Here is a 13818-nt window from a genome sequence, read left to right on the forward strand (position 1 = left end):
GGATGCACAGCGAGTGGTACGAAATCCCGCTGGCCACGCTGGCCGCGCTGGAGCGCTGCCGCCAGCGCGGCGGCCGCGTGGTGGCCGTGGGTACCACCACCGTGCGCACGCTGGAGTCGTGGGCGAAGACCGGCCAGGCCTCGGGCGACACCAACATCTTCATCACGCCGGGCTTTGCGTTCCAGGTGGTGGATGTGCTGATCACCAACTTCCACCTGCCCAAGAGCACGCTGATGATGCTGGTGAGCGCCTTTGCGGGCTACGCCCACATCATGGGCCTGTACCGGCACGCGATTGCGCAGCAGTACCGCTTCTTCAGCTACGGCGACGCGATGCTGCTGGAACGCGCACGCAGCACGCCGTGAGTCCCCCCGGCCCTGCGTTGTCCACCAGCCCTGCCGCCCGCCGGCGTGCGGCGCTGGCAGGCATCGCGCTGGCCGTGGTGGCCTGCGCGTTCTTTGCGCTGCTGGACACCGCCAGCAAGCTGGTCAGCGCGAGCGTGCCCATCGTCATGGCGCTGTGGATGCGCTATGTGTTCCAGTCGCTGCTGACCACGGCCTTTGTGCTGCAGCGCACGGGGCGCTCGGCGCTGCGCACCACGCAGCCCCGCTTCCAGGCCCTGCGCGGCGCGCTGTTTGCCATGACCAGCCTGTTCGGCTTCATCAGCCTCACGGCCCTGCCGCTGGCAGAGTTCACGGCCATTGTGGCCACCGTGCCGCTGTGTGTGACGGTGGTGGCGGCCCTGTGGCTGCACCAGCCTGTGAGCCCTTTGCGCTGGCTGCTGGTGGTGACCGGTCTGGCGGGCACGCTGGCCATCATCCGGCCTGGCGGCGAGGCCTTCACCTGGGCGCTGCTGTGGCCGCTGTGCATGCTGGCCGCAGGCACGGGCTACCAGGTGCTCAGCAGCAAGATGGCGGGCCAGGAGAGCCCGGCCACCACACAGCTCTACACCAGCTGGATCGCCACCGCGCTGGTGTCGCTGGGTGTGCCGTTTTTCTGGCAGACCGTGAGCGACCCGTGGCTGTGGGCAGGCATGTTCACCATGGGCCTGTCGAGCGCGGTGGGGCACATGCTGCTGCTCAACGCCTATGCGCGCACCACGCCCGTCGTCATTGCGCCGTTCTTGTATTCACAGATTGGCTTTGCGATGCTGGCGGGCTGGCTGGTGTACCGCCATGTGCCCGATGCCTGGTCGATGGCGGGCATTGCGGCCATCGTGCTCAGCGGCGCGGCCAGCGCGTGGCTGACCGTGCGCGAGACACGGTAGGCGCCACTTTTTCAAGAAAAAACAGGGCTCTGCGCGCGACCACAAAGCGCGAATAGCTCCTGTTTTTGTAGCATCCAGCTCAGTACGCCACGGCGTGCCCGTCCTTGCGCGGGTCGGAGCCTGCGATGTAGCTGTTGCCGTTCCTCAGCACCAGCTGCGCGCCGCCAAAGGCGAACACGCCATTGCCCTCTTCCACCGTCACCTCGTGCCCGCGCGCGTGCAGCGCGGCGACCACCGCGGGGTCAAAGCCCGGCTCCACGGCCACGCCCTTGCCACCCGTCACGCGCCAGCGGGGCGCATCGGCCGCCGCCTGCGGGTTCTGGCCGTAGCGCAGCACGCGCAGTGCCATCTGCGTGTGGCCCTGGCTTTGCATGGGGCCGCCCATCACGCCAAACGCCATCTGCGGCGTGCCGTCGGCATGCATGGCAAAGGCCGGGATGATGGTGTGCGAGGGGCGCTTGCGCGGCGCCACCTGGTTGGCGTGGCCCGGGATCAGGTTGAAGCCATGGCCCCGGTTCTGCAGGCTGATACCGGTGCCCGGCACCACCACCCCCGAGCCAAAACCCATGTAGTTGGACTGGATGAACGAAACCATCATGCCGGACGCGTCTGCCGCCGCCAGGTACACCGTGCCGCCGGGGCGCGGCGCGCCGTGGCCGGGGTCGCCCGCGTGCGCGGGGTCGATGAGCTGGGCGCGGCCTGCGAGGTAGGTCGCGTCCAGCAGGTGCTGGGGCGCCACGGCCTGCATGGCGTCGATGTCGGCGTTGTACTGGTGCAGGTCGGCCAGCGCGAGTTTCATGGCCTCGATGCTGGCGTGAACGGTCTCCACGCTGTCGAGCGGATGCTTGCCAATGCCATGCGCGTCCAGCATGCCCAGCGCCATCAGCGCGGCAATGCCCTGGCCGTTGGGCGGGATCTCATGGATCACCGAATCGCCAAAGCGCTGCTGGATGGTGCCCACCCAGTCCGCCTGGTGCGCGGCCAGGTCGGCCAGCGTCATCGCGCCGCCGTTGGCTTGGGAATGGGCTGCGATGCGCTCGGCGATCACACCCCGGTAGAAGGCCTCGCCCTCGGTCTCGGCAATCAGCTCCAGCGTGCGCGCGTGGGCTTCGCTGCGAAAGACTTCGCCCGCCCGGGGCACGCGGCCGCCCAGGTACTCGGGCATGAAGCACTCGGCAAAACCCGGCTGCGTGCCCAGCTTGGCCGCACCCAGCGCCCACAGGTGGGCGATGGTGGGCGACACGGGAAAGCCGTTGCGCGCGTAGTCGATGGCGGGCTGCGCCAGCTGCGCAAACGGCAGCTTGCCCAGGCGCTTGGACAGCGCCACCCAGGCCGACACGGCGCCGGGCACGGTGACGGCGTTCCAGCCGGTTTCAGGGATGCCGCCGAGCTTCTCGAAGTATTCAGGCGTCCACGCCGCAGGCGAGCGGCCGGAGGCGTTGAGGCCGTGCAGCTCCTTGCCGTCCCACACGATGGCAAACCCGTCGCTGCCCAGGCCACAGCCCGTGGGCTCCACCACCGTGAGCGCCATGGCGGCGGCAATGGCAGCGTCCACCGCGTTGCCACCCGCCAGCAGCATGCGCAGACCCGCTTGCGCGGCCAGCGGCTGCGAGGTGGAGACGACATTGCGCCCCATGACCGCGCTGCGGTGGGAGGCGTAAGGAAGGGTCCAGTCGAGGGATGGGGTGTTCATAGCGTTCTGACTCTGTTGCTAACAAGGTGTCGCGGTGCGTGAAACTGGCTCGGCGCAGAGCAAGAGATGCCGAGGAAGGGCAGCCCCGCACCGAGGGCGTCATCCCCCTCGGGGGAAGGCGCCGAAGGCGACACAGGGGGTCAATCAATCCACGGAAATCTTGTGCTGCCGGATCACGGTGGCCCAGCGGTTGCTGTCCGCCTGCACCATGGCACCAAACTGTGCGGGAGTGCGCGCCGCCGCAGGCTCCACGCCCAGCTTGGCCAGGCTCTCGGCCACTTCAGGCGCCTGCACGGCTTTGGCAAAGGCCTTGTGCACTTTCTCGACCAGCGCAGGCGGCGCGCCTGCTGGCAGGTACACACCAAACCAGGTCACCGACGAATAGCCGGGCAGGCCAGATTCGGCCAGCGTGGGCAGCTCGGGCGCCAGGGTGGTGCGCTTTTCGCTGGTCACCGCGATGGCGCGCAGGCGTCCGGCCTTGGCATGGGGCATGCCGGTGGGCAGCGAGTCAAACAGCACATGCGTCTGCCCGGCAATCAAATCGGGGATGGCCAGCGCCGTGCCCTTGTAGGGGATGTGCGTCATCTCCACACCCGCCTGGGCGCTGAAGGCCGCCGTGTTCAGGTGCACGATGGTGCCGTTGCCGCTGGTGGCGTAGTTGAGCTTGCCGGGGTGGGCCTTGGCATACGCAATCAGCTCGCCCACGGTCTTGACTGGAAGCGAGTTGGTGACCAGCAGCACGCTGGGCGCGTCGGCCACATGGGCCACGGGCACAAAGTCCTTGCGCGGGTCGTAGGCCAGCTTGGGCATCAGGTGCGGCGAGATGGCGTGCGTGCTGCTGGTGGTCAGCAGCAGCGTGTAGCCGTCGGGTGCGGCCTTGGCCGCCTCGGCCGTGCCCAGGGTGCCGCCCGCGCCGGGCTTGTTGTCCACCACCAGCTGCTGGCCCAGGTCGGCCGCCACACGCTGGGTGACCACGCGGGCCACCAGGTCGGTCGCGCCGCTGGCCGGGAATGGCACGATCACTCGCACGGGCCGGTCCGGCCAGTTGGCCTGCGCATGCGCCGCCGCCGACACCACCAACAGGCCCGCCAGGCCCCAGACACCACGGCCCCAGGAAAGTAGACGCATACGCAGCACTCCAGCCAAGAAGTTGAACAACACACACAAAGAGTGGGCCATCTTAGGAATCTGCGCCTTGCTTGACCACCAGCATTTCGGCAAACTGCTTTGCCAAAGCGGCAAACCGGCGCATACTGCGGCCTCGTTTGGAGACCCCGCCCCCGATGCGCGCCCACCTGCTGCAAGACACCACGCTGCGCTACTTCCTGGAAGTGGCGCAGAGAGGATCGCTCACCGAGGCGTCGGCTCGCCTGCATGTGGCCGCCTCGGCGCTGAGCCGCCAGATCGCCGGGCTGGAGGCACAGCTGGGCACGCCGCTGTTCGAGCGCCACCCGCGCGGCATGGTGCTCACGGCGGCGGGCGAGATCCTGGCCGTGCATGCGCGCCGCACGGTGCTGGACGCCGAGCGTGCGCTGGGCGAGATCGGCGCACTGCAGGGCCTGCGCGCCGGGCAGGTGCGGCTGGCCACCTCCGACGCGTTTGCCAACGAGCTGGTGCCGCGCCTGTGTGTGGAGTTTCAGCGCACCCACACCGGCATCCAGTTCAGCGTGATCGCGCTGCCCACCGCCCAGGTGCCCGACGCGGTGCGCAGCGGCGCGGCCGACATCGGCCTGTGCTTCAGCCGGTCGCCCCACAAGGACATCGAGGTGGCCTACCGCCAGACCGCGCCCGTGCTGGCCCTGCTCCCGCCCGGCCACCCGCTGGCGGGCGCTGGCAGCGTCACGCTGGCGCAAATGGCCGAATACCCGCTGGCGCTTCCCCCGGCCGAAACCACGGTGCGCCAGATGATCGACATCGTCTGCAGCCGCCAGGGCCTGCAGCTCAGCGCCGTGCTCATCAGCAACCACGCCAAGACGGTGCTCAACTTCGTGGCGCATGGCGGCGGGCTGTCGGTGGCCAGCGAGATCGCGGCGCGCCACCTGGTGGCGGCGGGCGCCATCGTGGCCCTGCCCATCAGCGATGCGGGCATGGACCTGCGCGACCTGGAGGTGCAGACCCTGGCAGGCCGCAGCCTGCCGGTGGCCGTGCAGGCATTCATGGATTTGCTCAAGGAGCGGTTGCCGGGGCCCTGGTAGCCCCGGATGACTCCCCCCAGGGCTCAGTACCCGTGTTCCGCGCGGAACGCGCGCGCCTTGCCAAAGTGCCCGTTGCCGATGAAGGGCACAGGCGGGCGTAGCGCCGACAGGGGCGAGGGGTGGTTGGAGGTGAGCACCAGATGCCCCCGGTCCTGCGGGATGAAGGCGCGCTTGGACTGCGCGTGAGAGCCCCAGAGCATGAACACCACCGGGCGCGGGCCTTCGGCCACATGGCGGATCACGGCATCGGTCAGCGCCTCCCAGCCCTTGCCCGCGTGGCTGGCGGGTTGGCCCTCTTCCACCGTGAGGCCGGTGTTGAGCAGCAGCACGCCGTTCTGGGCCCACTTCACCAGGCTGCCGCCCGGCGTGGGAAAGGGCGGGAACGGAACGCCCAGGTCGCGCTGCATTTCCTTGAAGATGTTCTGCAGCGAGGGCGGCAGGCGCACGCCGGGCGCCACAGAAAACGCCAGCCCCTCGGCCTGGCCCCGGCCGTGGTACGGGTCCTGGCCCAGGATGACCACGCGCACGGCGTCGGGCGGCGTCAGCTCCAGCGCACGCAGCGGCTGGGGCGGGAAGATCACCGCACCGGCACCCAGCCGATCCTGCAGAAAACCCTGCAGCGCCTGGCCCCGTGCGCCCGCAAAGAAGGCGTCCACCAGGGGTTGCCACCCGGGCGCCACGGGCCAGTGGGCCGGGTCCGCACTCTGGAGCTGGGTGGATGTCTGCACGGGTGAATTCATGGTCAAAATGGCCTTCTGCGCGCTACAGGAAAGCGCAAGCAGCTATCAAAACAATAGTACTCAATCCCCTCAGGCAAACAGCTTGGCAAGCGCCAGGCCCGGGTCATCAGCCCGCATGAAGGCCTCGCCCACCAGGAAGGCGTGCACGCCTGCATCGCGCATGGTCTTCACATCGGCAGGCTTGAGGATGCCCGACTCGGTCACCAGCAAGCGGTCCGCAGGCACATCCTTGAGCATGCCCAGGGTGGTGTCCAGCGTGACTTCAAACGTGCGCAGGTTGCGGTTGTTGATGCCCACCAGCGGGGTCTTGAGCTTGAGCGCGCGTTCCAGTTCGGCGCGGTCATGCACCTCCACCAGCACGGCCATGTCCAGGCTTCGCGCAATGGCCTCGAAGTCGGCCATCTGCGCGTCATCCAGGCAGGCGGCGATCAGCAGGATGGCGTCGGCGCCCATGGCCCGCGATTCGTAGATCTGGTACGCATCGACCATGAAATCCTTGCGCAGCACGGGCAGCAGAGTGCTGGCGCGGGCTTGCTTCAGGTAGTCGGGCTGGCCCTGGAAGAACTGCCGGTCGGTCAGCACCGACAGGCAAGCCGCGCTGACCTTGCCGTCGCCTTCCATGTAGCTCTGGGCGATGTCGGCGGGCTCGAAGTTGGCACGCAGCACGCCCTTGCTGGGGCTGGCCTTCTTGACCTCGGCAATCACGGCCGCCTGGCCCTTGGCGATCTTGGCGCGCAGCGCGCCTTCAAAGTCGCGCGTGAGCACGCGGCTCTCGGCATCGGCGCGCATGGCGTCAAAAGGCAGGCGCTTTTTGGCGGCGGCCACTTCTTCGTGCTTGACGGCCACGATCTTGTTGAGGATGTCACTCATGGGAAAACCTGGTTGGTTGTTGGGGTCACGCGGCAGCGCCGGCCAGCGCGTGCGTGCGCGTGACCATCTGCTCCAGCTTGGCCAGCGCCGCGCCCGATGCGATGGCGGCACGCGCCTTGGCCAGCCCTGCGGGCACCGAATCAACCACATTGGCCGCATACAGCGCCACACCGGCGTTCAGGCAGACGATGTCTTGTGCGGCCCCGGGCTCGCCCTTGAGCACGCCGATCAGCATCTCGCGCGACTGCTCGGGCGTTTCGACCTTGAGCGCGCGGTTGCTGGCCATGGACAGGCCGAAGTCCTCAGGGTGGATTTCGTACTCGGTGATCTGGCCGTTTTTCAGCTCGCCCACCAGCGTGGCGGCACCCAGGCTCACTTCGTCCATGCCGTCGCGGCCATAGACCACCAGGGCATGCTCGGCGCCCAGGCGCTGCAGCGCACGCACCTGAATACCAACGAGGTCGGGGTGGAACACGCCCATCAGGATGTTGGGGGCGCCGGCCGGGTTGGTGAGCGGGCCCAGGATATTGAAGATGGTGCGCACGCCCAGTTCCTTGCGCACCGGGGCCACGTTCTTCATGGCGGGGTGGTGGTTGGGCGCGAACATGAAGCCGATGCCGACTTCAGCAATGCACTGGGCGATCTGCTCGGGTTTGAGGTTGATATGGATGCCCAGGGCTTCCATCACGTCGGCGCTGCCGCTTTTGCTCGACACGCCGCGCCCGCCGTGTTTGCTGACCTTGGCGCCTGCGGCGGCGGCCACAAACATCGAGCAGGTGGAGATGTTGAAGGTGTTGGCTCCATCCCCGCCCGTGCCCACGATGTCCACGAGGTGCGTGCTGTCAGGCACGTGGACCTTGGTGGAGAACTCGCGCATTACCTGGGCTGCGGCGGTGATTTCGCCGATGGTTTCCTTCTTTACGCGCAGGCCGGTGATGATGGCCGCTGTCATGAGGGGCGAGAGCTCGCCTTTCATGATGAGCCGCATCAGGTGCAGCATCTCGTCGTGGAAGATTTCGCGGTGCTCGATGGTGCGCTGCAGCGCTTCCTGGGGGGTGATGGGCATGACGGTGTCTCCTGGGGTGGCGGTCAGGCCGCCGGTTGATCAGTAAAGGCCAGCTTGAGTCCGAAGCCAATGAACATGGCGCCCGCCACGCGGTCCAGCCAGTGCATGCCACGCTGGATGGCCGTGGCACGGCGCGCCATCCACGATGCAGCCAGCGCCCAGCCCATGTTGACAGGGATGGCGTTGAGGTTGAACAGCACGCCCAGCAGCACAAAGGCCAGCGCCTTGTTGTCGGTGCCCGGCGCGATGAACTGCGGCACAAAGGCCAGGAAGAAGATGGCGACCTTGGGATTGAGCACATTGGTCCAGAAGCCGCCGAGGAACACCTTGCGAAGTGACGTGTGCTGCACAGGGGCGGCCTGCGCCGCCGCCAGCGCGGCCGTGTTCCCATTGTCGGCACCGGGTTTGGAGAGCAGCATGCGCACGCCCATCCACATCAGGTACGCCGCGCCGATCCACTTGAGCACCGTGAACGCCGTGGCCGAGGTGGCCAGCAGCGCGCCCACGCCCACGGCGGCCGCAAAGATGTGCACGAAACACCCGGCCGTGATGCCCAGCCCCGCCACGATGCCCGCGCGGGTGCCGGAACGCAGCGCGTTGGTCACGATGTAGAGCACATCGGGCCCGGGCGTGAGATTGAGCAGCCAGCCGGCCGCAACGAACATGAGCAGTTGATGAAGTTCGGGCATGGGGGTGTCTACCAGCGTCGGTCAGGTTCCAGGCGGTGCAGGAAGGTCGTCAGCGAATCGCGCGGGGGCTGCACCGCATGCGCGGCCAGGATGCGCCCCGCCGCCCCCCGGTGGTAGGTGCCATGCACGACGAGGTGGTTCAGGATCTCGCTGCGCGACATGCGCCCGGTGTCGCCGTCGGTGAAGCGGAATGCCACCGGCTCAGCCAGTTGCGCATCATCCAGCCCGCCCACGTACTGCAGATACCAGTCGTCCGACGCGCGCACAGCATCGCTCAGGGTGGCCAGCTCCGGCGTTGCATCGGTGTTGGTGGCCCGGTAGGTGGTCTGGGGCAGGCCCTGCAGGTGGCTGGCAAAGATGCGGTCCACCACGTAGGTGTGGTTCAGGATGCGCACAAACAGCCGGTAGTCGTCGGCAGGCAATGCGCCCTGCGATGCCGCGCCCAGTGCCAGCAGCTCCTGGTTGGCCCACCGCTTGTACTGAAAGAGCTGGGCCAGGCCCTGAGAGGCCGTCATGCGCGCTGCTCCAGAAAGTTCTTGAGCATGGCGTGGCCGTGTTCGGTGAGGATGCTTTCGGGGTGGAACTGCACGCCTTCGATGGGCAGTGTCTTGTGGCGCACGCCCATGATCTCGCCGTCGTCGGTCCAGGCCGTCACCTCCAGCACCTCGGGGCAGGTGGCGCGCTCGATGGCCAGGGAGTGGTAGCGGTTGACAGTGAACTTCTCCGGCAACCCCGCGAACACGCCCTTTTGGGTGGTGGTGATGACGCTGGTCTTGCCGTGCATCAGCTCCTGCGCGCGGACGATGTTGCCGCCGAAGGCCGCGCCAATGCTCTGATGCCCCAGGCACACACCCAGGATGGGCAGCTTGCCCGCAAAGTGCTGGATCGCGGCGACCGAGATGCCGGCCTCGGCGGGCGAGCACGGGCCGGGCGAGATGACCAGGCGGTCGAGTTGCCCGGCATTCAGGCGCGCCTCGATCTCGGCCACGGTGATCTCGTCGTTGCGGAACACCTCCACCTCGGCGCCCAGTTCACCAAAGTACTGGACGATGTTGTAGGTGAAGCTGTCGTAGTTATCGACCATCAAGAGTTTTGTCATGCGGCGCTCCCGGCAGTGGCGGGCTCGCGCAGGCGGGCGAACTCGCGGTGTTCATAGGCAATGCAGGCCTCCATGAGGCTGCGGTAGATGGCTTCCATCACGTCGGCATCGCCGCCTTCGGCCTGGGCGCGCTCGCGCACGCGGGCCACGATGGCTTCGATGCGCGCTTCGTCGCGCACCTGCTCCACACCTTGCTTGATGCGCGCGGCCTGGGTCATGTAGCCCACGCGCTCGACCAGCAGGGGCACCAGCACGTCGTCCAGCGCGTTCACTTCGCGGCGCACGTCCTGCATGGTGGTGCAGGGTTTGACCTTCTCGATGGCTTTGGGGGTGTGGGTCGTCATTCCAGCCCCTCCTCGACCAACTCGGCGGCGCGCAGCAGCGCGCGGGCCTTGTGTTCGGTCTCTTTCCACTCCAGTTCAGGCACCGAATCGGCCACCACACCCGCAGCCGCCTGCACATAGAGCGTGCCGTTCTTGATGATGCCGGTGCGGATGGCAATGGCCACGTCCATGTCGCCCGCGTAGCTCAGGTAGCCACAGGCGCCACCATACAGACCGCGCTTGGTGGGCTCCAGCTGGTCGATGAGCTCCATCGCGTGCACCTTGGGCGCGCCCGTCAGCGTGCCTGCGGGGAAGGTGGCCTTGAGCACGTCCATGCTGGTCATGCCATCGTTCAGGATGCCTTCCACGTTGCTCACGATGTGCATCACGTGGCTGTAGCGCTCCACCGCGAAGGCTTCGGTCACCTTCACGGTGCCGGTCTTGGCGATGCGGCCGATGTCGTTGCGCGCCAGGTCGATTAGCATCACGTGCTCGGCTCGCTCCTTGGGGTCGTTGATGAGCTCGACCTCGGTGGCCTTGTCCTTCTCGGGCGTGGCGCCGCGCGGACGGGTGCCTGCCAGGGGGCGGATGGTGACCTTGGTGCCTTCTTCGGTTTTCTCCTGGCGCACCAGGATCTCGGGGCTCGCGCCCACCACATGGAAGTCGCCGAAGTCGTAGAAGTACATGTACGGCGAGGGGTTCAGCGAACGCAGCGCGCGGTACAGCGACAGGGGCGACTCGGTGTAGCGCTTGTGGATGCGCTGGCCCACCTGCACCTGCATGAAGTCACCGGCGGCGATCAACTCCTTGGCGCGGTGCACGGCGGCCAGATAGTCGGCCTTGGCAAAGTCGCGCTGGGCGGGGTGGCTTTCGGTGGCCTTCACAACAGGCGCGCTCACCGAATACTTGAGCTGCTCTTTCAGCTCGCGCAGGCGCTTCTTGGCGCGGGTGTAGGCCTCGGGCTGGGCCGGGTCGGCATACACGATGAGGTAGAGCTTGCCCGAGAGGTTGTCGATGACCGCCAGCTCCTCGCACTGCAGCAGCAGGATGTCGGGGCAGCCCAGGGTGTCGGGCGGGCAGGTGGTTTCGAGCTTTTTCTCGATGTAGCGCACCGCGTCATAGCCAAAGTAGCCCGCCAGGCCGCCGCAAAAACGCGGCAGGCCGGGGCGCAGGGCCACCTTGAAACGCTTTTGGTAATCGGCGATGAAGTCGAGCGGATTGCCCTGGGCGGTCTCGACCACCTGGCCGTCCGTCACGACCTCGGTTTTGGCCTGCGCCCCAAAGCCGCTGGCCCGCAGCAGCGTGCGCGCAGGCAGGCCAATGAAGCTGTAGCGCCCGAAGCGCTCGCCGCCCACCACGGATTCGAGCAGGAAGCTGTGCTTGCCGCCGTCCTTGGTGTGCGCCAGCTTCAGGTAAAGCGAGAGCGGGGTTTCCAGGTCCGCAAATGCCTCGACCATGAGCGGGATGCGGTTGTAGCCTTCGCTGGCCAAGCTTTTGAATTCAAGTTCTGTGATCACGGGGAGAGCTCCCAGCAGTCGCAGCGCGTGTCCCTGTGCAATAAAAAGGGGCGCTGCGGTCCATTCAATCGGCCTCACCGCATCGGGGTGGAGGCCACGGGTGCACGCTGGGGCGACGTCGGCCCAGGTGCCATCAGGCGTTCAAAGCGACAGGCTGACGCCAGGGCCAGGCTCCCCGGTCGCTGCAACCTGTGATGAACACGTGGTGAATGAACATGGGCCAAAGTGTAGCAAAGCTTTTTTGGCGGCCCGATTTGACGGGCCGCAAGGCCGAGATCGCACAACCGCTCGAAAACCCTGTTGCGGGCGGCAGGGAGCGCTGCAACAATTAGAAACGAACGACCGTTCTTTTTTAGGAGCTGTGCATGAACTTTCTCCAGCGATGCGCTTTGGTGGCCGGAGCCTGCCTGCTGGCGGCCACCGCTGCCGCCCAGCCCATCACCGTGTCCGATGTGAAATACGAAGAGACCGCCAGCCTGAGTGGCAGCACCCTGCAGCTCAACGGCGCGGGCGTGCGCTACAAGGCCGTGTTCAAGGTCTACACGGCGGGCCTGTACCTGGAGAAGAAGGCGCACACGCCCCAGGACATCGCGGCCCTCAAGGGCCCCAAGCGCATGAGCATCACCATGCTGCGCGAGATCGACTCCACCGAGCTGGGCAAGCTGTTTTCGCGCGGCATGGAGGACAACATGGACCGCGCGGCATTTTCCAAGCTGATCCCCGGCGTGATGCGCATGAGCCAGATCTTCTCGGACCACAAGAAGCTCGTCGCAGGTGACCAGTTCCAGATCGACTGGATTCCCGGCACGGGCACGGTGATCACCGTCAAGGGCAAGCCACAGGGTGAGCCCTTCAAGGAGCCGGAGTTCTTCAACGCGCTGATGGGCATCTGGCTGGGCAACACCCCCGCCGACTGGAAGCTCAAGGACGCCCTGCTGGGCAAACCCGCATAAAGCACGCCCAGTACCCCGCCAGGACACCCAGCTACGGACAAACCCCCAGGTCTGCGGCCCCCTGGCTGTCACCCGCCCGACACCAGCCAGCCGGGCCGGGGCGTACGCTGAGACCTGTCCGCAAACCTCTTTTTTCTCGCAGCCCGCCATTCATTTCTCCTTTTCTGCCCACCGCAGCGCAGCCGCCAGCACCGGCTTGCAAAACGTGGGCTGAATCGCCCTCGCCCCTTGCCCCAAGCCCCTCCCGCGCCTGACATGACCATGAAACTCAGCAACCTCTCCGTCGGCCTGCGCCTGGGCGCATCCTTTGGCGCCATTCTGCTCATCACCACCCTTATTGCGGCCACCGGCATGTGGCGCATTGCCAGCCTGCAAAACGCCAGCGAACGTGTGGCCACCCACGAGATCGAGCAACAGACGCTGGTGGAAGACTGGGCCTCGGACATCCGCCTGAACTGGGTGCGCACCGAGGCCTTCCTCAAGGCCATCGACCGCGACTACATGGACAAGCTCACGGCCGACACCCAGGCCACCGCCACGGGCATGGAGGCCAAGGTCAAGCGCATCGAGGCCCTGGTGCAGGGCGAGCAGGCGCGGGGCCTGCTGGCCGCCATTGCCACGGCCCGCCAGGCCTACAACGACAAGCTCGCAGAAATCCGCGAACTGCACCGGGGCGGCGAACCCAATGTGCCCGCCATGGTGGACAAGGACCTGCGCCCGCTGGCCGACAAATACCTGAAGTCGCTGGATGACCTGCGCCGTGCCATGGGCACCCAGCTCGCCGAAAGCCAGGCCGACACCTCGGCACTGGCCAAGGCCAGCCAGGTGCTGCTGGGCGTGGGCACGCTGATTGCCGTGGCGCTGGGTGCGCTGCTGGCCTTCACCGTCACGCGCTCCATCGTGCGCCCTGTGCAGCTGGGCAAAGAAGCCGCAGAAAACATCGCCGACGGCGACCTGACCCACCCCATCGAAACCAACGGCAGCGACGAAACCGGGCAACTGCTGCAGGCGCTGGCCACCATGCAGTCGCGCCTGGCCTCCATCGTGGGCAACGTGCGCCACAACGCCGAAGGCGTGGCCACTGCCAGCACCGAGATCGCCTCGGGCAACAACGACCTCTCAGCCCGCACCGAGCAACAGGCCAGCGCGCTGCAGCAGACGGCCGCGTCGATGGAGCAACTGGGCTCCACCGTGCGCCAGAACGCCGACAACGCGCGCCAGGCCAACCAGCTGGCCATGAGCGCTTCGACTGTCGCCCAGCAGGGCGGCGATGTGGTGGCCGAAGTGGTGGACACCATGAAGGGTATCAACGACAGCAGCAAGAAGATTGCCGACATCATCAGCGTGATCGACGGCATTGCCTTCCAGACCAACATCCTGGCGCTGAATGCGGCCGTGGAAGCCGC

At 67.0% G+C, this 13818-nt stretch carries 15 protein-coding genes; 5 read left to right on the forward strand and 10 right to left on the reverse strand.

The window, feature by feature from the left end:
• Together AC07Z7_RS23455 and AC07Z7_RS23460 are read left to right on the forward strand one after the other, a co-directional pair.
• On the forward strand, positions 1-365 hold a 365-nt coding region (locus AC07Z7_RS23455), incomplete at its 5' end, for an S-adenosylmethionine:tRNA ribosyltransferase-isomerase (protein WP_494767837.1).
• Positions 362-1267, forward strand: coding sequence for a DMT family transporter (locus tag AC07Z7_RS23460; RefSeq protein WP_494767838.1), 906 nt, complete (start codon positions 362-364; stop codon positions 1265-1267). The genes AC07Z7_RS23455 and AC07Z7_RS23460, both read left to right, overlap by 4 nt.
• Positions 1268-1346: 79 nt before the next feature.
• Here the strand turns inward: AC07Z7_RS23460 and AC07Z7_RS23465 are convergent, their stop codons facing one another.
• Together AC07Z7_RS23465 and AC07Z7_RS23470 are read right to left on the reverse strand one after the other, a co-directional pair.
• Positions 1347-2960, reverse strand: coding sequence for a gamma-glutamyltransferase family protein (locus AC07Z7_RS23465; RefSeq protein ID WP_494767839.1), 1614 nt, complete (start codon positions 2958-2960; stop codon positions 1347-1349).
• Positions 2961-3104: 144 nt separating this feature from the next.
• Complete coding sequence (locus AC07Z7_RS23470; protein ID WP_494767840.1) at positions 3105-4088, reverse strand: Bug family tripartite tricarboxylate transporter substrate binding protein; 984 nt, start codon at positions 4086-4088, stop codon at positions 3105-3107.
• A 155-nt stretch (positions 4089-4243) separates the two neighbouring features.
• On the opposite strand from AC07Z7_RS23470, the gene AC07Z7_RS23475 reads away from it, so the two are divergent.
• On the forward strand, positions 4244-5155 hold the full coding sequence (locus AC07Z7_RS23475; RefSeq protein WP_494767841.1) for a LysR family transcriptional regulator: 912 nt from the start codon (positions 4244-4246) through the stop codon (positions 5153-5155).
• Between the two features lie 23 nt (positions 5156-5178).
• On the opposite strand, the gene AC07Z7_RS23480 is transcribed toward AC07Z7_RS23475, so the two are convergent.
• The 8 genes from AC07Z7_RS23480 to trpE all read right to left on the reverse strand — a co-directional run bounded on the left by AC07Z7_RS23480 (position 5179) and on the right by trpE (position 11459).
• Positions 5179-5895, reverse strand: coding sequence for a uracil-DNA glycosylase (locus AC07Z7_RS23480; protein WP_494767842.1), 717 nt, complete (start codon positions 5893-5895; stop codon positions 5179-5181).
• A gap of 69 nt (positions 5896-5964) precedes the next feature.
• Positions 5965-6765 (reverse strand): indole-3-glycerol phosphate synthase TrpC, encoded by an 801-nt coding sequence (gene trpC / locus AC07Z7_RS23485; protein ID WP_094290375.1) that lies wholly within the window; start codon positions 6763-6765, stop codon positions 5965-5967.
• A 25-nt stretch (positions 6766-6790) separates the two neighbouring features.
• On the reverse strand, positions 6791-7831 hold the full coding sequence (gene trpD / locus AC07Z7_RS23490; RefSeq protein WP_094290376.1) for an anthranilate phosphoribosyltransferase: 1041 nt from the start codon (positions 7829-7831) through the stop codon (positions 6791-6793).
• A gap of 23 nt (positions 7832-7854) precedes the next feature.
• Positions 7855-8520, reverse strand: a complete 666-nt coding sequence (locus AC07Z7_RS23495) for a LysE family translocator (protein ID WP_494767843.1) — start codon at positions 8518-8520, stop codon at positions 7855-7857.
• 8 nt (positions 8521-8528) lie between these two features.
• On the reverse strand, positions 8529-9035 hold the full coding sequence (locus tag AC07Z7_RS23500) for a DinB family protein (RefSeq protein WP_494767844.1): 507 nt from the start codon (positions 9033-9035) through the stop codon (positions 8529-8531).
• On the reverse strand, positions 9032-9619 hold the full coding sequence (locus tag AC07Z7_RS23505; protein ID WP_494767845.1) for an aminodeoxychorismate/anthranilate synthase component II: 588 nt from the start codon (positions 9617-9619) through the stop codon (positions 9032-9034). The genes AC07Z7_RS23500 and AC07Z7_RS23505 overlap by 4 nt, the downstream gene beginning before the upstream one ends.
• The gene (locus tag AC07Z7_RS23510; RefSeq protein ID WP_252658862.1) at positions 9616-9963 is read right to left on the reverse strand and encodes a chorismate mutase; all 348 of its coding nucleotides are present in this window, start codon (positions 9961-9963) and stop codon (positions 9616-9618) included. The genes AC07Z7_RS23505 and AC07Z7_RS23510 overlap by 4 nt, the downstream gene beginning before the upstream one ends.
• Positions 9960-11459, reverse strand: coding sequence for an anthranilate synthase component I (gene trpE / locus AC07Z7_RS23515; RefSeq protein ID WP_494767846.1), 1500 nt, complete (start codon positions 11457-11459; stop codon positions 9960-9962). The genes AC07Z7_RS23510 and trpE overlap by 4 nt, the downstream gene beginning before the upstream one ends.
• 365 nt (positions 11460-11824) lie before the next feature.
• Between trpE and AC07Z7_RS23520 the strand changes: the two genes are divergently transcribed.
• Entirely contained in the window at positions 11825-12412 is a 588-nt protein-coding gene (locus tag AC07Z7_RS23520) for a chalcone isomerase family protein (protein ID WP_094290382.1), read from the forward strand.
• A 261-nt stretch (positions 12413-12673) separates the two neighbouring features.
• The coding region (locus tag AC07Z7_RS23525; protein WP_494767847.1) for a methyl-accepting chemotaxis protein at positions 12674-13818 on the forward strand (1145 nt) is incomplete at its 3' end.

Source organism: Acidovorax sp. GW101-11A03 (genome assembly GCF_059424825.1).

Coding starts and splice junctions, on each gene's coding strand:
- AC07Z7_RS23465 (WP_494767839.1), bottom strand. CDS start 2,960: ATGAACACCCCATCCCTCGACTGGACCCTTCCTTACGCCTCCCACCGC.
- AC07Z7_RS23470 (WP_494767840.1), bottom strand. CDS start 4,088: ATGCGTCTACTTTCCTGGGGCCGTGGTGTCTGGGGCCTGGCGGGCCTG.
- AC07Z7_RS23475 (WP_494767841.1), top strand. CDS start 4,244: ATGCGCGCCCACCTGCTGCAAGACACCACGCTGCGCTACTTCCTGGAA.
- AC07Z7_RS23480 (WP_494767842.1), bottom strand. CDS start 5,895: ATGAATTCACCCGTGCAGACATCCACCCAGCTCCAGAGTGCGGACCCG.
- trpC (WP_094290375.1), bottom strand. CDS start 6,765: ATGAGTGACATCCTCAACAAGATCGTGGCCGTCAAGCACGAAGAAGTG.
- trpD (WP_094290376.1), bottom strand. CDS start 7,831: ATGCCCATCACCCCCCAGGAAGCGCTGCAGCGCACCATCGAGCACCGC.
- AC07Z7_RS23495 (WP_494767843.1), bottom strand. CDS start 8,520: ATGCCCGAACTTCATCAACTGCTCATGTTCGTTGCGGCCGGCTGGCTG.
- AC07Z7_RS23500 (WP_494767844.1), bottom strand. CDS start 9,035: ATGACGGCCTCTCAGGGCCTGGCCCAGCTCTTTCAGTACAAGCGGTGG.
- AC07Z7_RS23505 (WP_494767845.1), bottom strand. CDS start 9,619: ATGACAAAACTCTTGATGGTCGATAACTACGACAGCTTCACCTACAAC.
- AC07Z7_RS23510 (WP_252658862.1), bottom strand. CDS start 9,963: ATGACGACCCACACCCCCAAAGCCATCGAGAAGGTCAAACCCTGCACC.
- AC07Z7_RS23520 (WP_094290382.1), top strand. CDS start 11,825: ATGAACTTTCTCCAGCGATGCGCTTTGGTGGCCGGAGCCTGCCTGCTG.